Source organism: Bradyrhizobium sp. CSA207, from assembly GCF_029051685.1.
Lineage (GTDB): Bacteria > Pseudomonadota > Alphaproteobacteria > Rhizobiales > Xanthobacteraceae > Bradyrhizobium.
The window spans coordinates 167,690-186,336 of the sequence record NZ_JAACFT010000009.1; the positions used below are offsets into that span (position 1 = coordinate 167,690).

The 18,647-nt window shown below is 63.6% G+C and carries 12 protein-coding genes, 1 tRNA gene and 1 pseudogene; 3 read left to right on the forward strand and 11 right to left on the reverse strand.

Annotation, left to right across the window (positions count from 1 at the left end; translation table 11 throughout):
- Positions 1-391: 391 nt before the first annotated feature.
- The 3 genes from GWG65_RS12630 to GWG65_RS12640 all read left to right on the forward strand — a co-directional run bounded on the left by GWG65_RS12630 (position 392) and on the right by GWG65_RS12640 (position 4,235).
- Positions 392-673: a GYD domain-containing protein gene (locus GWG65_RS12630; protein ID WP_275195887.1), complete on the forward strand. Its 282-nt coding sequence runs from the start codon at positions 392-394 to the stop codon at positions 671-673.
- Positions 674-1,178: 505 nt separating this feature from the next.
- A complete protein-coding gene (locus GWG65_RS12635) occupies positions 1,179-3,110 on the forward strand; it encodes a tetratricopeptide repeat protein (RefSeq protein WP_342760641.1) in 1,932 nt (643 codons plus the stop codon).
- 156 nt (positions 3,111-3,266) lie between these two features.
- Positions 3,267-4,235 carry a recombinase family protein gene (locus tag GWG65_RS12640; protein ID WP_275195889.1) on the forward strand — a complete coding sequence of 323 codons (969 nt, stop codon included), beginning with the start codon at positions 3,267-3,269 and terminating at the stop codon, positions 4,233-4,235.
- Here GWG65_RS12640 and GWG65_RS12645 read toward each other — a convergent pair.
- The 11 genes and pseudogenes from GWG65_RS12645 to GWG65_RS12700 form a co-directional block, all read right to left on the reverse strand.
- Positions 4,206-4,282 (reverse strand) — tRNA-Arg (locus tag GWG65_RS12645). The two genes, GWG65_RS12640 and GWG65_RS12645, sit on opposite strands and share 30 nt — an antisense overlap.
- Before the next feature lie 59 nt (positions 4,283-4,341).
- A pseudogene (locus GWG65_RS40445) lies at positions 4,342-4,897 on the reverse strand (diguanylate cyclase).
- A gap of 55 nt (positions 4,898-4,952) precedes the next feature.
- Positions 4,953-8,063 (reverse strand): EAL domain-containing protein, encoded by a 3,111-nt coding sequence (locus GWG65_RS12660; protein WP_275195892.1) that lies wholly within the window; start codon positions 8,061-8,063, stop codon positions 4,953-4,955.
- 186 nt (positions 8,064-8,249) lie between these two features.
- Positions 8,250-9,335 carry a branched-chain amino acid ABC transporter permease gene (locus tag GWG65_RS12665; RefSeq protein ID WP_275195893.1) on the reverse strand — a complete coding sequence of 362 codons (1,086 nt, stop codon included), beginning with the start codon at positions 9,333-9,335 and terminating at the stop codon, positions 8,250-8,252.
- Positions 9,332-10,342 carry a branched-chain amino acid ABC transporter permease gene (locus GWG65_RS12670; RefSeq protein WP_275195894.1) on the reverse strand — a complete coding sequence of 337 codons (1,011 nt, stop codon included), beginning with the start codon at positions 10,340-10,342 and terminating at the stop codon, positions 9,332-9,334. The genes GWG65_RS12665 and GWG65_RS12670 overlap by 4 nt, the downstream gene beginning before the upstream one ends.
- Positions 10,339-11,061 (reverse strand): ABC transporter ATP-binding protein, encoded by a 723-nt coding sequence (locus tag GWG65_RS12675; protein WP_275195895.1) that lies wholly within the window; start codon positions 11,059-11,061, stop codon positions 10,339-10,341. Before GWG65_RS12675 ends, GWG65_RS12670 begins: the two co-directional genes overlap by 4 nt.
- Complete coding sequence (locus tag GWG65_RS12680; RefSeq protein ID WP_275195896.1) at positions 11,058-11,837, reverse strand: ABC transporter ATP-binding protein; 780 nt, start codon at positions 11,835-11,837, stop codon at positions 11,058-11,060. Before GWG65_RS12680 ends, GWG65_RS12675 begins: the two co-directional genes overlap by 4 nt.
- Positions 11,838-12,013: 176 nt before the next feature.
- Entirely contained in the window at positions 12,014-13,198 is a 1,185-nt protein-coding gene (locus GWG65_RS12685) for a substrate-binding domain-containing protein (protein ID WP_275195897.1), read from the reverse strand.
- A gap of 103 nt (positions 13,199-13,301) precedes the next feature.
- A complete protein-coding gene (locus GWG65_RS12690) occupies positions 13,302-15,350 on the reverse strand; it encodes an acyl CoA:acetate/3-ketoacid CoA transferase (RefSeq protein ID WP_275195898.1) in 2,049 nt (682 codons plus the stop codon).
- A gap of 114 nt (positions 15,351-15,464) precedes the next feature.
- Entirely contained in the window at positions 15,465-16,775 is a 1,311-nt protein-coding gene (locus GWG65_RS12695; RefSeq protein WP_275195899.1) for an MFS transporter, read from the reverse strand.
- A 196-nt stretch (positions 16,776-16,971) separates the two neighbouring features.
- A complete protein-coding gene (locus GWG65_RS12700) occupies positions 16,972-18,414 on the reverse strand; it encodes a sigma 54-interacting transcriptional regulator (protein WP_275195900.1) in 1,443 nt (480 codons plus the stop codon).
- Positions 18,415-18,647 lie beyond the last annotated feature (233 nt).

Genomic DNA, 18,647 nt, shown 5'->3' on the forward strand with positions numbered 1-18,647 from the left:
TTGTCAGCCTCGCCAACTGGGCCGATTCGGACCTGACGCGCCTGACGGCGCATGAGCCCGAGCCGACCGGTGTGATCGTGGTGTTCGAGCAAATGAAGCACTGAGTGCTGCCACGCCGCCAGACGGAGTTGGAAGGAAATGGCGCGCCACGGCCGATGAAGATGGGCACTATTGCTTCGCCGTGGCGCTATGATGTTGTGGCCGGGAACCCGGTCCGGTTACCAGCGCACGGCTAGCCTTCGATTCTGCACTACGCGTCGTCGGGCAATCTTCTCCCAGGCCCGGCTTCCATAACCGTCTCCGCTGCCCAAGGGGATGTACGCGGGCTGCGGGGAGGCGTACAATTATCGGGTCCCTCGCGCAAAATGATCAACATGACGTGGAGGTGGCCATGAAATATGTGCTGCTTGGTAATCTGGCCCCAGAGTGGGCGAGCAAGCAATCGGAACGGGTCGGCAAAGCCAAGGCGAAGCTCGACAATCTGGGCATCAAGATCGAGTCGATCCACTACACGCAGGGCTACTACGATTTCGTCGATATCGTTGATGCCCCGAATCCGGAAGCGATGCTCGCGTTCTCTGTCTGGTACTCCACTCAGGGTCTGGGGCGGATCCAAAGTATGCCGGCCTTCGATGCAAAGAGCTTCGAGGCCGCGATCAAGAACGCAGGCTAAGCGCCGCGTGCGGAGCGCCGCAGGAGGCGGCGGGGCGTCGATAGGGCACCCTATCGCGCTTTTGCGTAGATTGGCGCGCGGCGGCCGATGAAGACGGGCACTATTCTTTCGCCGTGGCGCTATGATGCCGTGGCCCGCTGGGCGCTCCAATCGGCAAAACCGCGACGGACTGCGATCTTGCACTAGCCTATTGGGGGCCGCCCGACTTCCCGATATCGCAGGTAGTCCGGCTACCCTTGATAGCGGGCCTTTTTCCATCAAATCGTGGATTCACGATGAGCCATTCGGCGACATCAGCAGCACGTCTTCCCAATGTTTGTTCACCTATCCAGGCAGGCATCGGTCAGTGCGGCTGACATTTCAAGCTAACGGCAACGACCGGCATGCGCCCTGGGAGGCACCCCCGTCAAAGCGCCTTGGCGCTGCGGCGTGATCCGTCGTACAAATGTGCCGAGTTGGATTGCGGGCCATGGTGCAAGAGCGGCCAGTCCGGGTCGAGCGTAGGTTGTCGGCGATATTGGCTGCCGATGTGGCGGGCTATTCGCGGCTCATGCATCGCGACGAAGAAGCTACACACGCCAGGCTAACCGCACTCCTGACCGACGCCGTCTACCCGGCAATCGCCGAGCACGGCGGGCACCTCGTGAAGAACACCGGTGACGGGTTCTTGGTGGAGTTTCCAAGCGCGGTCGAGGCGGTTCGAGCTGCGACAGAATTCCAAACCCGCATCAAGGAGCTTACAATTGGCGAGGTTGAGGACAGGCGTATTGCTTTCCGCGTGGGCGTCAATATCGGCGACGTCATAGTTGAGCCGCATGATATTTTTGGAGATGGCGTCAACATCGCGGCGCGGCTTGAGGGTATCGCCGAACCTGGCGGCATCTGCATCTCCTCTGCTGCCTACGATCAAATCAGAGACAAGATCCGGGTTGAGTTCGCCGATCTGGGTGAGCATTCTGTCAAGAACATCGCCCGACCTGTGCGCGTTTTTGCCTTGCAGCCCGATGCTCTGGCTGGTCTTTCGGCACCGTCCGTGAATCCTGCACCCGTGAGGTCGCGGCCACGCGGATCTCTTTGGGCTATGGCCGCGATTGCCTTGGTGCTTGTCATCGGCGTCACAGTAGCGGCCGCTTGGTGGTTTCGACCGTCTTCTAACACCGCCTCATCGGCGTCTGTTGCTACGAACAACGCCGCCACCAAAAGCATTGCTGCGATTTCTCACGCAAGCTCCCCACCACGCTTCTCGATTGTCGTGTTGCCCTTCGCGAACACGAGCAGCGATCCGGATCAGGAATACTTCGCGGACGGCATTACCGATGATCTGACGACCGACTTGTCACGCATCTCGGATAGCTTCGTGATCGCCCGCAACACTGCGTTTACCTTCAAGGGGAAGCCGGTGGACATCAAACAGGTCGGCCGCGAGTTGAATGTGCGGTATGTCTTGGAGGGCAGCGTACGGCGGGACGGAGACCAAGTCCGAGTAAATACGCAGCTCATTAACGCCGAAACCGGCGCACACGTTTGGGCTGATCGGTTCGACAAAGATCGGGCAGATATCTTCAAAGTGCAGAACGAGGTCACCGCTCGCATTGCCGGGACTTTGAACCTGGAACTGATCAGGGCGGAAAGCCAGCGCGCAGAGCGCGAGCATGCGGACAATCCCGACGCGGTCGATCTCGCCATGCGGGGCTGGGCCGCCTATTACCGACCGCTGTCCGCTCAGCAGTTGGCCGAGGCGCGGATGCTGTTCGAGCGAGCATTACGTATCAATCCTCAATCTCCGCAGGCACTGCACGGTCTGGCGCGCACGCTTGCCTGGGCGGTAACAAGCCGCTTTAGCAACGCGCCGGCTGATGACCTTATGCGCGCCGATGAAGCGGTGGGGCGGGTCCTCCGGAGCTGGCCCGACGATGCGCTGGCACACGATACTAAGGGCCACATTTTGCGGGCGCGAAAACAGTTTGAGCAGTCGATTGCTGAGTACGAGACGGCTATCAATCTCGACCGCAATCTCGCGAACGCCTATGGTGCGAGTGGCCTTACCAAGCTCTTTGCAGGGCGCGCGGAGCAGTTGTTCACGCCAGTCGAAACCGCTATCCGGCTGAGTCCGCGCGACCCGCTCCTGAGCGTTTGGCTATACTGGATCTGTCACGCACATACACATCTCGGTCACGACGACGAAGCGATCGACTGGTGTAGCAAGTCGATCGCCACTAATCCGCTTTGGTATGTCTATATTGACCTGATCTCTGCCTATGGCTGGAAGGGGCAGAAGGATAACGCGCAGGCCGCAATAGCCGAGCTGAATAAGCTAGTACCAAATTACACAGTAAAAAAATGGGCGAATGAAGGTTATTCGGACAATCCGGTCTTTGTCGCCCAGTATCAGCGGATCGTCGAAGGACTTAGGAAGGCCGGATTGCCCGAAGAATGAGAGCCGCTGACTACCGTGAGACCGCGTCAATCTGGTCCAAAGAAATTTCGTTACAGGCGGCTGCCGCGGTCTTGGAAGCTCGTTATCGACAAGCTGTAGGGCGAGGCAGCTGAAGGCACGCAACCCGACCACTTCGGCGAGACTGAATGGCGGCATATGCCTCACGACCCCGCCCAAAGTGTGCGTAGGTGTTCGCGGCTTCTGGCTGGAGCCATTCACTGGATCGGCGATTCCACTTTTCCCAGACCACAACGGTGCGGCCTTCTCGACCGGCTGGCGCGCGAAGGAAACGGCTCCTCCGGGCCGATGGGCGTCAAGTCGATTGCCAAACATCTGAATGAAACCGGCATCCGCACCCGCGACGGCGGACGCTGGGGGGTCGATGCCGTGCACAAGGTGCTCACCCGAACGACGTACATCGGCCGCCACCGCTTCAACACCAAGCATTGGAAGACGCGCGAGCGCAAACCGGAGGCTGAGGTGGTCGAGATGGCCGTGCCGCCGATCATCGAGGCCGCCGAGTTTGAGGCGGTGCAGACGCTGCTCAAGACGCGCAGGACGGCCTCGTGGCCGAACACATCGAGCAGCGGCTTTTGCAGCCCCAAGCGTCTCGAGCGAATCTTATCGGCCGTACTTCATCGCCGGAAAGAGCGCACCGAGCGTCGAACGGCGCATATTGCCGAATTGCGCAAGCGCGCGGCCGAAGCCGAAGCCAAACTCAAGCGCCTTTACGACGCCATCGAAAACGGGATCGCCGACATCTCCGATCCGCTGCTCAAGGAGCGCGTGATCGAGCTGAAAGCCATCCGCGATCAGGCCCGCGCTGACGCGGAGCGAGCCGAGGGCGCGCTCGATCGGGCTGGGCCGAGCGTCACACCGCAGGCGCTGAAAACCTTCGCCAGCCAGGCCCGCAGGCGCATGCGGACCGAATCGGGCGGCTACCGCCGCGACCACCTCCGTGCGCTGGCCCAGCGCGTCGAAGTAGACTCGAAAGAGATTCGCATCATGGGATCGAAAAGCGTGCTTCTGTGCACGCTCGTCGCCGCTTCGAGCGCAAAAACGGCAGGTTTTGGAGTGCCCGGTTTTGTACCAAAGTGGCGCGCCCGACACGATTCGAACGTGTGACCTTTGCCTTCGGAGGGCAACGCTCTATCCAGCTGAGCTACGGGCGCAACGAGGCCTCATGTAGCCGATTGGCGAGGGGCGGGCAACCGCTTCTCGCCGCGGCGGGCTAGGCCGATTTGCGCCGCCCGGGCGCCGGAACCGGGTCGCGGCCGAGGCCGGCGAACTCGGCGAGCAGGCGTTCGGCGCAGATGACGCGATTGGGGCCGAGCCGTTTTGCCGCGTAGAGCGCTTGGTCGGCCGCAGCTAACAGTCGGTCTGGCCCGCCGTCGCTCTCGCCCGGGATGTGGCTCGCCACCCCGACGCTGAGGGTGACGTGGTCGCCAGCCCCCGTGGTGCCATGGGCGATCCGCATGGCCATGCTCGTCGGCGACGGCACAGGCGGCATCGCAATTCAGGTCCGGCAGGATCAGCGCGAACTCCTCGCCGCCATAGCAGCTGGCGAGGTCGAGCGGGCGGAGAGCTCCGGCAGCTGCTCCGGCCGGTCGAGTGAGACCAGATCGGCGAGGCAATGTCGCTTGGTCTCGTAAAAGGCCTGCCAGTGCTTCGTCGTGCCGATGACTTCCGAGGCCGCGACGCCGGTCAGTCGCTCACAGGCCCAGTTCCAGATCACGACGCGGCGCTTCGGGTCGATCACGAAAGGTCGGCACGACGAGATGCTGCATCGGCCGCACGGCGTAGGAATCTGCGACGTCGATGGTTTTGTCCGGCTTCGCCACGTCAGGCCACCGCCGCCACGGGGGTGGCGTCGGCGCCGAACAGTCTGCGCACTTCGGCGGCCGGCTTGGCGGCGCTGAACAGATAGCCCTGCATCTCGGTGCAGCCGAGCGCGCGCAGCATCTCGCGCTGGGCCTCGGTCTCGACGCCTTCGGCGACCGTGGTCATGTTGCTGGCCGCGGCGATGTTCACCACCGCCTGTACGATGACCGGCGCGCCGCTTGCCTCCGCCATATCGGCGACGAAGCAACGGTCGATCTTGATCTTGTCGAACGGGAAGCGCTTCAGATAGCTCAGCGAGGAGTAGCCGGTGCCGAAATCGTCGAGCGCGATGCGCACGCCGATCGATCGGAGCTGATGCAGGATGGAGAGCGCCGCCTCGTCGTCGCGGATCAGCACGGCCTCGGTGATTTCGAGCTCGAGCCGGCGCGGATCGAGTCCGGAGGCGGCGAGCGCGCCGGCGATCTTGAGGGCGAGCGTGTCGCATTTGAGCTGCACGGGCGAGACGTTGACGGCGAGCCGCACATGCGCGGGCCAGGTCGCGGCCTCGTTGCAGGCCGTGCGCAGCACCCAGTCGCCAAGTTCGTTGATCAACCCGGTATCCTCGGCGACCGGAATGAATTCCGCCGGCGATACCATGCCGCGTTCGGGATGCCGCCAGCGCAGCAGCGCCTCGCAGCCGGAGACCTCGTTCGTGCGCAGATCGACCAGCGGCTGGTAGTGCATCTCGAAGCTGCCGTTCACCAGGGCCTGACGCAAATCCTGCTCCATGGTCAGGCGCGCCTTGGCGCTCGCATCCATCGCCGGCTCGAAGAAGCGATGGGTGCGGCGTCCCTCCGCCTTGGCGCCGTACATCGCGAGGTCGGCATTCTTGATGAGCTGGTCGAGATCGGTGCCGTCCTGCGGCGCCAGCGCGATGCCGATGCTGGCGTCGGTGGAGAGTTGATGACCGAAGCAGTGATAGGGGCGGCGGATTGCCTCATAGATCCGTGTCACGAATGATAGCACGTCCGCAGGCGACTCGATTCCGGTCTGGATCACCGCGAATTCGTCGCCGCCAAGCCGGGCGATCAGGTCGCCCGCGCCGAGGCAGCCGCGGATGCGGCCCGCGATCGCCTTCAATAGCTCGTCGCCGACGTGATGGCCCAGCGAATCGTTGATGCCCTTGAACTCGTCGACATCGATATAAAGCAGCGCGAACTGATCGCCGCAGGCGACCTTTTCCAACTCGCGCTCGATCTGCTCGCGGAACAGCGCGCGGTTGGGCAGGTCGGTCAGCGCATCATAGTGCGCCATGTGCGCGATCTTCTCGTCGGCGCGCCGCCGTTCGGTGACGTCATCGACGACATGGATGAGGTAGCGCGGCTCGCCGGCGTCGTCGCGAATGCCGATCCGGGTCGAGGTGATGTAGCGCAGCCCCATGGCCTGGGTCTGCCAGGGGTGCTCGTCTTTGAACAGCCCCTTGGGCGATTGCAAAGCCTTGCTATCATCCTCGGTCACCAGCGTCGCCGACCGCTTGGGAAAGATTTCGAACGCCGTCTTGCCGACGACCTCTTGACGCGACTGGCCAAACTGTTGCTCGGCGACGCCGTTGATCAGCAAATAGCGCCGCGTGCGAGCGTCCTTCACCGTGATCTGCGATGGGATATGGTCGATGATCTCGCGCAGGAAAGTGTAGTTGCGGTCGCGCTCCTGCTCCAGATTGCGCCGTTCGGTGACCTCCTCGATCGTGGCGACCCATCCGCCCTGCGCGAGCGGGGTGTTGATGACCTGGAAGGCGCGGCCGCCGGACAGCTCATGGACCCTGGTGGAGACCGTGCCTTCGGCGACAACCCTCATGACGTCGGCGCAAAACGCCTCGACGTCGCCATTGAATGCTCCGCGTTCCCTGCGATGGTACATGGCCTCATGGATGTGGCAGCCAGGCTTGATGACGTCGTGGGACAGGCCGAACATGTCGGCATAGCGGCGGTTGCAGGTGACGATGTATCCGGCAGCGTCATACAGGATCAGCCCCTGCGACATGTTGTTCAGGGCGGTGTCGAGCCGCCGCCGCTCCGATTCGATCCGCTCCTGCGTCTCGCGGTTCTGCCGGTTGATCTGGCGAATGATGAGATAGAGAATGAGTGCGATGATCGTGGCCGAGACCGTGGCCGCGGTCACCATAAGCCTGGTTTGCTCGCGCCAATCCGCCAGCGCCGAATCCATCGTATTGGTTGCCATGATCAGAATGGGAAAATGCGCCAGCTGCGCACCCGCACCCAGCCGTCCAACGCCGTCGATCGGGCTCTTCTCGATCCGCACTGTCTGCCGGCCGCCGTTGGCGACGATCTTCTGCAGTAAGGGGCCACTGGCGTAACTCTTGCCGATCAACGCCTCGGCGTGTGGGTGACGCGCCAGCATTGTGCCGCCGCGGTCGAGCAGCGCGATCGCTGCGCCCCTTCCAAGCGCAACCGACGAGAAGAACTTCTGGTAGCTCTCGGGGTCGATCCGGCGCACCATGATGCCGAGCAGTTCGCCCGTTGGATTTGTCAGCCGGCGTGCGACCACCGTCGTCCATTTGCCGATCAGAAAGCTGTGCACGGTCTCGAGCAGCACCGGCTCGGACTGCGGGTTGGACTTGAAGGTCTGGAAGTAAGCGCGGGAGGAGATATTGATCTTCGGCAGCGGCTCGTTGCGGGACCAGTTGATGATGTCGCCGTTTATGTCGTAGATCGCGATGTCTCCGAGATAGTTCACGGCGCTGATCTTGTTCGTGAGCATGCGACGCGCTTCTGCGCTCGACATGCGCTCGTTGAACATCTCGGGCGAGGCGATATCCGACAGGTTCATCTGCGCGATCAAGTCGGCCGCGACGATCTCGGAATCCTCAAACTGCTGATCGAAATGGCGGGTCAGCAGCAGGACGGTGTTTTCCAGCTCGCGCTCGCTATTGACCAGCGCCCGCTCGCGAAACTCGCCCACGGTCAGGATGGTTGCGATAAAGATGCCGGCGACGAGCAGCGCGCCGCTCAAGGTCAGCCACAGCACGGGGCCGCGCCGCGAAAGAGTCGCCCAGCCGGATCTGGCGGCCAAGCCTATGCTCGCTGCAATCGTGGAAACGATCTGACGCATTCCCCCACCCTCCGAGGGATATGCATACCCTCGACAAGTGGCACAAAGCTTAGGAAAGCCGGTTACTCAAAGGTTTAATAGCGGCAATGCCTTAGCCCGATGCGGCGAGCGAGGAACCGCGTTGGATCGTCTTCAGATTGTGCCTTGCGCAAATGCCATGAGGACGGCCGCACTGTTAATGTCGACTTAATGCGAGACGCCTCCCGCCTTCTTGGCACCCGCATTACGCAGCCGTCCGACCACACCGGTCGGGAAGAAATAGACGCTGGCGATGAAGAGCAGCCCGAGCCACAGCAGCCAGCGGTCGGGATGCAGCAGTCCAGGCAGCAGCGGCAGGCCGGCTTCCGATGCCGCCTTTGAGGCGACGCCCATCAGCGACTGGAGGTAGTTCTGGGCGAGGATGAAGATTGCGGCGCCGATGATTGCGCCATAGATCGTGCCCATGCCGCCGATCACCACCATCAGGAGAATGTCCAGCATGATCGAGAAGCTGAGCGAGGTGTCGGGGCCGGCATAGCGCAGCCACAGCGCGTTGAGGATGCCGGCGCCGGCGGCCACCAGCGCGGCGAGGCAGTTGGCATAGGTCAGGTGGAAGACGGTGCGGAAGCCGAGCGCTTCGGCGCGAAAACGGTTCTCGCGGATTGCCTGCAACACCCGCCCGAACGGCGAGTTCACCACCCGCAACAAAGCGAGGATCATCACGGCCGAGGTGGCGAATACCAGATAGTAGGTGAGGATCCGGCCGTTGACCTCGAAACCGAAGAGGCTTTTGGAGATCAGGATCGTGCCGGGCCTGAGCAATTCCGGCAGTTGAAAGCTGCGTCCGTCCTCGCCGCCGGTCAGCCAGGAGAGCTGGGAAGCCAGTACCTGGAAGGCGGAGGCGACCGCGAGCGTGATCATGGCGAAGAAGATCGCCGCGACCCGCAGCGAGAACAGGCCGATGGCGAGCGCGAGCAGGGCGGCGAGCGGCAGGCCGGCCACGATGCCGGTTGCGATCGCGGCCCAATTCGGGCCCATCCCATACAGCGCGATCGCGATCGCGTAGCTGCCGATGCCGTAGAACATGGTGTGGGCGAACGACACCGAGCCGGTATAGCCGAGCAGCAGGTCGTAGGACGCAACAAGGGCCGCGAAGACGCAGATCTTGGCCGCGACGTTGAGCGCCTTGGCGCCCGGGAACAGGAACGGTGTCGCCGCCAGCGCCAGGATGATGACGATGAGAACGAGGGTGAGGACGCGGCTCTTCGGCGGATCGCCTGACAGGATCATCATCGGCTGGTCACCGCATAGAGGCCGCGCGGCCGCCACATCAGAATGGCGACCATCAGCAGGATGTTGGAGACGAGCGCGAGCTTCGGCACCAGGAAGCCGCCGTAGTTGGCGACCATCGCGACCAGGATGGCGCCGATGAAGCAGCCGCCGATCGAGCCGAGCCCGCCGATGATGACGACGATGAAGATCAGCACGGTGAGGTCGTCGCTCATGGAGGCGTGGACCTGCTCGCGATAGAGCGCCCACATCACGCCGCCGAGACCGGCGAGCGCCGATCCCGTCATGAATACGCCCAGGAACAGCCGGCGGATGCGATAGCCGAGCGCCTCGACCATCTCGCGGTTCTCGACGCCGGCGCGGATCAGAAGCCCGAGCTTGGTGCGGTTGAGCACGAGCTGGATCGCGATGAAGACGGCGAGGCCGATCAGCGTCGCCAGCACGCGGTACTTCGCTATCGCGACGTCGCCGATGATGAAGGAGCCGCGCAGCGAGGTCGGCAGCGGCGTCGGGATGATCTGCGGTCCCCACAGCGCATAGAGTGTCTGCTCCGCGACGATCAGCCCGCCGGTCGTCATCAGGATCTGCTTCAGGTGCTGACCGTAGACGGGGAGGATCAGCACGCGCTCGACGATCAGGCCGAGCGCGCCGGACACCGCCATCGACAGCAGCGCCGCCGGCGCCAGCACGGCAAGGTTCACCCATAGCGAATCCGCCTGCACCGAGGCTGCGAACGGCGCCAGCACCAGGGTCGCGACATAGGCGCCGACCGCGATGAACGCCCCATGGCCGAAATTGAGCACGTCCATCAAGCCGAACACCAGCGTCAGCCCCGAGGCCATGATGAAGATCATCATGCCCATGGCGAGGCTCGCGGCCGTCAGTGTCAGCCAGGTGCTGGGCGAGCCGATCAGCGGGATCGTCACCACCGCCAGCGCGACCGGCAGCAGGATCGGTGCGATGTCGCGCTTGGGCTTCGGCAGCGGATCGGTTGCAGCAAGCTCGGTCACTGATGCGTCTCCAGGCTCAGGCCCAACAGCCGCTCCTGGAGCGGCACGTCGGAGGCCAGGGCTGCCATGTCGCCGCGATGGACGATGGTGCCATTGTCCATGACCAGCACATTGTCGCCAAGCTCGCGGGCGGCGAAGAAATTCTGCTCGACCAGGAGAATGGTGGCGCCCTTGCGCTTGATCTCCTTGAGGCACTCGATCAGCGCCACCACGATCGCGGGTGCCAGCCCCTTGGTCGGCTCGTCGATCAGCAAGAGCTTGCGCGGCTCGATGATGGCGCGCGCGATGGACAACATTTGCTTTTGTCCGCCCGAGAGACTTCCCGCGCGCGACAACCAGAACCGGCGCAGCGCCGGAAAGAAGCCAAAAATCCACTCGAGCTGGCTGTCGTCGAGCGGGCCGTCGCGGGCCGCCAGCACCAGGTTTTCCTTGACCGTGAGGTCGGAGAACACTGCCATGCTCTCCGGCACATAGCCGACGCCAAGCCGCGCGATATCGGGCGTTGTGCGGCTCTCGATGCGCTCGCCTGCGAGGCTGATCTCACCCCTGGAGGCCTGCCAGAGACCCATGATCGTGCGCAGCGTCGTGGTCTTGCCGGCGCCGTTGCGGCCGAGCAGCATGGTGGTCTGCCCCTGCGCGACCGAAAGATCGATGCCCTGGAGAATGTGATAGCGGCCGATATGGGTGTGCACGCCGGAGAGCTTGAGCAGGTCTGTCATGCCGCACTCCCTGACGTCGCGCGCTTGGGGGCAACGCCGAGATAGGCTTCCTGCACGATCGGCGAGGCGATCACCTCGGCCGGCGGACCATCTGCAACAAGTTGCCCGTTATGCAGCACGATGATCCGGTCGGCGAGCGAGCGCACCACGTCCATCTTGTGCTCGACCAAGAGGATGATCTTGCTCCTGTCCTGCTTGAGCTGCGCGATCAGGTTCAGCACCACAGGCACCTCGTCGATGCTCATGCCGGCGGTGGGCTCGTCGAACATGAACACCTTCGGCTGCAGCGCGATCATCAGCGCTACCTCGAGCTTGCGCTGATCGCCATGCGACAGTGCGGTCGCGGTGACGCCGCGGCGGGTGCCGAGCGCGACCTGGTCGAGGATGGCGTCGGCGCGGGCGATCAGGTCGCGCCGCACCATCCAGGGTCGCAACATGTCGTAATGGGTCCCGCTCGCGGCCTGCACGGCGAGGCGGACGTTTTCTTCGACCGTCAGGTTCGGGAACAGGTTTGTGAGCTGGAAGGCGCGGCCCAAGCCTGCGCGCGTGCGTAAGGGCGCGGAGTGCTGGGTGATGTCGGTGCCGTCGAACAGGATGCTGCCGCTGGACGCACGCAACTGGCCCGAAATCAGGTTGAAATAGGTGGTCTTGCCGGCGCCGTTCGGCCCGACGATGGCGGTGAGCTCGCCCGGACGGAACGTACAGGTGACGTTGTTGACCGCGACATGGCCGCCGAAGCGGATCGTCAGGTCGCGGGTTTCGAGAGTCAGCGTCATTTAGATTCCGGGAAGCGTGAGACGAAGATGTATCCACAATCACACCGCGCTCCCTCCCCCGCTTGCGGGGGAGGGCTGGGGAGAGGGTGCTTCCGCAGGCGAGAACCCCCACGAGGAGAGAACCCTCACCCGGCGCTTCGCGCCGACCTCTCCCGCAAGCGGGAGAGGTGAAGCGCTCAGCGCTTGTTGCGGACCGGAACGTCCATGTCCTCGATCTTTAGCTCGCGCACCGGCTCGAGCACGGCCCAGGCGACGTTCGAATCGACCTTGACCTTGAAGTGATACATGCTCTGCAGCGCCTGATGGTCTTCTTTGCGGAACATCATCTTGCCCTTCGGCGTGTCGAACTCCAGGCCTTCCATGGCTGATATCAGCTTCTCGGTGTCGGTCGACTTCGCCTTGGTGACGGCGGCGACGACGGACATCGCGGCGGCAAAGCCGCCTGCGGTGAAGAAGTCCGGCGGTGCGTTGAAGCGCTTCTGGTGCTCGGCGACCAGCCAGTCGTTCACCGGGTTCTTCGGGATCGCGTAGAAATAATAGGTCGCGCCTTCCATGCCGGGCAGACCCTTGTAGGCGGCGAGCGCCGGCAGGATGTTGCCGCCGGTCGACAACTCGATGCCGTAGCGCTTCGGATCCATGTCCTGGAGCTTTGCCAGCGGATTGCCGGCGCCGGCCCAGATCACCCAGATCACCTTGCGGCCGGGCTTGTCCTTCAGCGCGTCGAACAGGCGCTGGCCGACCGCGGTGAAGTCGGTGGTCGAGGTCGGCGCATATTCTTCCGCGGCGAGCGTCGCGCCGGTCTTGGCGAGCGCCTCCTTGAAGGCGGCGACGCCGTCGCGGCCAAAGGCGTAGTCCTGGGCCAGCGTCGCCACGGTGACGCCCTGCTTGCCGATCGCGACCGCGTTGGAGATCGCGTCCTGCGAGGAGTTGCGCGCGGTGCGGAAGATGTAGCGATTCCACTTCTCGCCGGTAATCTGGTCCGCGACCGCCGGCTCGACGATCAGGATCTTCTTGTTCTCTTCGGCGACGGGCAGAATGGCCAGCGCCGCGGCCGAGGAGGTCGTGCCGATCGCGATGTCAGCCTTGTCGTCCTGATAGGCTTCGGCGAGCGCGGCCTTGGAGAGGTCCGGCTTGCCCTGGTCATCCTTGGTGATGATGACGATCTTGCGACCGTCGAGCGTCATGGTGCCCTTGGTGGCGTATTCGAATCCCATCTGCAGGCCGGTTTCGGTCTGCTTGGCATAGGCCTCCAGCGGCCCGGTCTTGCCGTAGATCAGCGCGACCTTTAGGTCGTCGGCCTTCACGGAGGTGCTCGCGGCCAGAGCGAGAATGGTTGTTGTTATGATGAGTGATCGACGCACGATGGTCCCTCCTGATTCAAAGTTTCTCGGCCATAGCGATTTGCATAACGTTGCGAACATTGCAATTAAACCTTCCGGCTGAGCGGCTGGCGTAAGACATGCATCATTTCCAGGCGTGCCGCGCCGCGCGCTGCCCGCCGTGATCGGGCGCAACTCCCACGAGCTGGCGCCAATCCGATTGGGCCTCTTCCGCGCTCTCGAAGATATGCGGCGCGACGCCGCGCCTCTCCAGGGCTTCGCCGAGCTTGATGCGCAAGAAGCCGGAGGTCGTGTAGCGCGACACGCCGGTATAGAAGCGGTCGACGAGGCTGCGGACCATGGCCGAGTAATCGTCCAGCAGCTCGGGCAGCACCGAGAAGTGGTCATAGTTGACGATGGCGTAGACCTTGTGGCCGAGCGGGGTGAGCCTGGCCTCGACCATCCGCGCGATCGCATCGATGTCGGCCTTGCTGCGCAGGGGATAGCGCTCCAGATTGACGAAGAACAGGTTCTGCCGCTCGTCCAGCGTAAAGCGCTGGTCGAGCGGGATGGCGAGCAGCCGCTCGCGCAGGTCCATCGGCCCGTCGCGGAAGATGCGCGCATCCATGGTTGCGGGATCGCGCGGGATCCGAGGCTTGAAATCCATCAGGCGCAGGATGTCGCGTTCGATGTCGATGCCGGGCGCGACCTCCGTGAGCTCGAGCCCGTCGGGCCGCAGCTCGAAAACGCAGCGTTCGGTGACATAGAGCACGCGCTGCTTGCGCGCGGCGGCGAAGGCGCCGCTGAAAGTAACGTGCTCGACCTTGTCGACGAATTTGCGTGCCGTCGCCTCGTCCAGGATCGAAAGCCTGCCGTCGTTCACCGCAATGCGCTGCTTGCCGGCGCCGAACGTGCCGACGAATACGACCTCTTTGGCATTCTGGCTGATGTTGATGAAGCCGCCGGCGCCAGCGAGTTTCGGCCCGAACCTGCTGACATTGAGATTGCCGGCGCGGTCGACCTGGGCGAGCCCGAGGAAGGCGGCATCGAGGCCGCCGCCGTCATAGAAGTCGAACTGATAGGGCTGGTCGATCACGGCCTGGGTGTTGATCGCCGCGCCAAAATCGATGCCGCTTGCCGGGATGCCGCCGATCACGCCGGGCTCGGCGGTCAGCGTGATGAGGTCGATGATCCGCTCCTCATTGGCGACGGAGGCGATCCCCTCGGGCATGCCGATGCCGAGATTGACGACGCTGTTGGCCTTGAGCTCGAAGGCGGCCCGCCGCGCGATGATCTTGCGTTCGCTCATCGGCATCACCGGCAGCGAGGTCGTGCGGACCCGGATCTCGCTGCTGAACGCCGGATTGTATTGGGTGCCAAACGTCTGCCAGTGGTGTTCGGGCTTCGCCACCACGACACAATCGACGAGGATGCCGGGGACCTTGACCTGGCGCGGATTGAGGCTGCCGCTCTCCGCGACACGTTCGACCTGGGCGATGACGATGCCGCCGGAATTGTGCGCGGCCATGGCGATGGCGAGCGCTTCCAGCGTCAGCGCCTCCTTCTCCATGGTGAGGTTGCCGTCGGGGTCGCCGGTGGTGGCGCGGATGATGCCAACATGGATCGGGAAGGTCTTGTAGAGCAGGCACTCTTCACCGCGAAGCGTGATCAGCTCCACCATGTCCTCGGTGGTGCGGGCATTGAGCTTGCCGCCGCCATGGCGCGGATCGACGAAGGTGCCCATGCCGACGTGGGTGATGTGGCCCGGCCGGTGTGCGGCAATATCGCGGAACAGATGCGTGATCACGCCCTGTGGCAGGTTGTAGGCCTCGATCTGGTTGGCGATCGCGAGCTGCTGGAGTTTTGGCGCGAGGCCCCAGTGGCCGCCGATCACGCGGCGCACCAGGCCTTCATGGGCGAAATGGTTCAGTCCCCGATGCTCGCCGTCGCCCTGACCTGCGGCATAGACCAGCGTCAGGTTGCGCGGCTTGCCTTGCGTGTATGGCGCATCGCCCTCGTTCGAGAGATAGAGCTCCTCCAGTGCCAGCGCGATCTCCTCGGCAAAGCCGATGCCGACGAAGCCGCCGGTTGCCACCGTGTCGCCGTCACGGATCAGCATGACGGCGTCTGCCGCCGTGACGACCTTGCCCTTCTCCGAATTGCGCAGGTAAGGCAACACTGGGTGCTGGCTCACGGCGTTCCTCCCGCTATCTGGATCGCATGCGCTTGTTCTTGCTTTGCAGCCATCCTATCGCGCGGAGAGGTTCTGGAACAGGCCGCTCCGCGCGATTGAATGGGATCAGGCCGTTCAGCGCTGCACTATCTTGCGTGTTTCGGTTGCGAAGTAGACCGAGACGATGGTGACGAGCGCAAGCGCGATCATGTAGGCCGAGATCGGCCAGGTGGCGGGCGCGTAGGCCGTCATCAGGCCGGTGGCGATCAGCGGCGACAGTGCGCCGGCGAAGATCGAGGCGAGGTTGTAGCCGAGCGAGACGCCGCTGTAGCGCACCTTGGTGCCGAACAACTCCGACAGGAAGCTCGCCTGCGGGCCGTACATCGCGGCATGACCGATGGCCAGACCCAGCACGATCGCGATCCAGGCGAGTTGCGGATTCTTGGTCGCCAGCAGCATGAACAGCGGGAACGACATCAGCGCCGAGAACACCGCACCGAAGATGTAGATCGGCCGCCGCCCGACGCGATCGGACAGCGCGCCGAAGGCGGGAATGGTGAAGGTCTCGATCGCAGCTCCAATCAGCACGCCATTGAGCATGTCCTGCTTGTTCATGCCGAGCGATTGCGTCGCGTAGGCGAGCACGAAAGTGGCGTAGATGTAGAAGAAGCCATTCTCCGCGAATCGCGCGCCCATCGCCAGCAGGATGTTCTTGGGATACATGCGGATCGCGTCGACGATCGGCATCTTCACCTCCTGCTTGCTGTCCTTGACCTTCTGGAACTCCGGCGATTCCGCGATAGTAAAACGGATCCACAGGCCGACCAGCACCAGTGCGATCGAGAACAGGAAGGGGATGCGCCAGCCCCAGGCGTAGAGCTGGGCGTCGGTCAGCATCGAGGACACCACCGAGAACACCAGCGTGCCGAGCACCAGGCCGAGCGGGGCGCCGAGCTGCGGCCAGCTGCCGTAAAAGCCTTTCTTGTCCTCCGGTGCGTGCTCGACTGCCATCAGCACGGCGCCGCCCCATTCGCCGCCGAGGCCAAAGCCCTGGATCAGGCGGCAGGTGACGAGCAGGATCGCAGCCCAGATGCCGGCGGTCTCGTAGGTCGGCAGGAAGCCGATCGCCGCGGTCGCGGCGCCCATGATCAGGAGCGTGAGATAGAGCATGGTCTTGCGGCCGATCTTGTCGCCGTAATGGCCGAACACGACGCCGCCGAGCGGACGCGCGATGAAGCCGAGCGCGTAGGTCGCGAATGCCAGCAGCGTGCCGACCGCCGGATCGAAGGTCGGAAAAAACAGCTTGTTGAAGATCAGCGCCGCGGCGGTGCCGTAGAGAAAGAAATCGTACCACTCGATGGCGGTGCCGATCAGGCTCGCGGTGGCGACCGTCACGTGCGACGGCTGTTTCGCCTGAAGCTGATGGACTGAGATCGCTTCACTCATCTGGCTTCCTCCCTGTTTGCGAATGCGCATGTGCAGCATGCGTCATTGTGCAAAGCGAAGAGCAAGCTCCGCGCCAGATGCCGTTCGTTTGCACAAAATGGCTGAAAATCCAGCAGTTTCAGCGCTGGCTCCGGGACAGAGCGGCAAAAGCGCGCTGTCAGGAATCCGAGACTCCGGACGCGCCGTGTCTCGAAACTCAGACGGCGGCCGGTCCCGCGGCGAGGCCGAACTTGGCGAGCTTCTTGTAGAAGGTAGCGCGCGAGATGCGCAGCATCTTGGCGGCTTCGGAGATCTGGCCGTTGCTGGCGGCGAGCGCCTGTTCGAGCGTGTGCTTCTCGAATTCCGCCTCGGCCTCGGCATAGGGCACCACGAGGCCGGCCGCGCGCATCGGCACGGCGAGCCTGGTCTGCGTGCCGACAGGAAGGATGCGCACGAAATCGTCGCCGGTCAGCCGCCCGGAATCGCTGAGGATCAGTGCGCGCTCCAGGATGTTGCGAAGTTCCCGAACGTTGCCCGGCCAGTCGTAACAGGCAAGCGCGGCGAGCGCGCTCGGCGTGATCTTGGCGCTGACGTAATCGCCGGACGCGCTGATGTCCTCGAGCAACCGGGCGCTGATCTCGGGAAGATCACCAAGGCAGTCGCGCAGCGGCGGCAGATCGATCGAGAGCACGTTCAGCCTGTAATAGAGGTCGGCGCGGAACGCGCCGTCGCTGACGCGCTTGCGCAAATCGACATTGGTGGCGGCGACCACGCGCACGTCGACCTTCGAGACCTTGTCCGATCCGAGCGGCTCGATCTCGCGCTCCTGCAACACGCGCAAGAGCTTGGCCTGTAATTGCAGCGGCATCTCGCCGATCTCGTCGAGAAACAGCGTGCCGCCGTCGGCGATCCGGAATTTTCCCTCGCGGCCCTTGCGGTCCGCGCCGGTATAGGCGCCGGGCACGGTACCGAAAAACTCGGATTCGATCAGCGTGTCGGGAATAGCAGCGACATTGACGCTGACGAACGGCTTGTCCGCGCGCGATGAAGCGTTGTGGATCGCCTGCGCCAGCATTTCCTTGCCGGTCCCGGTCTCGCCGGTAAGCAGCACCGTGACGCTCTGCCGCGCGGCGCGCCCTGCAAGCTCCTTGGCCTGCGCGATTCCGGGTGTCACGCCGACGAAGTCCGCGAACGTGAAGCGCGCCGCGCGGGCGTTGGACAATTGCCGCCGCGCCAGACGCAGGTCGCTCTCGAGCTGGCTGACGCGGGCCAATAGCGGCTTGAGGCTCTCCAGATGGTCATAGAGCACGAAGCCGATCGCGCCAATGACCTTCCGGTTCTCGTCCTCGATCGGCATCCGCGTAACCACGAGCTGCTCGCCGCCGAGCTCCATGATGTCGAGCAGGATTGGTTCGCCGGTTTCGGCCACCTTCCGCATCAGGCTGTTCGGGATGATCTCCTCGATCGGCCGTCCGATCGCTTCCGCAATATGCTTGAGGCCAAGCGCGGCGAGGTATTTCTCGTTGACGTAGACGACCCGCCCGCCGCGGTCGATCGCAATCGCGCCCTCGCAGAGATGCTCCAGCCGCTCGAACAGCGTCACCATCGCCCGCGCGCGGACATAGGCGGGATCGCTGACGGCGGAAGAGAGAGTGGACATGGCATGCCTCGCGGGAAGCCGGTCTGCTTATTACCAAAAGGGCAGCAATTTCAAAGGGCGAAAACGGGGGTTTGCGGAACTGGCCGCACCATAGCCGTCGTCCTGGACAAGCGGAGCGCAGATCCAGGACCCATTACCCCAAGAGGTGGTTTGGCGAAGACTGCCAACGGCCATCTCGTCCCACAACTGCTCGCTGGGGTAATGGGTCCTGGCTTTTCGCCAGGACGACGCCA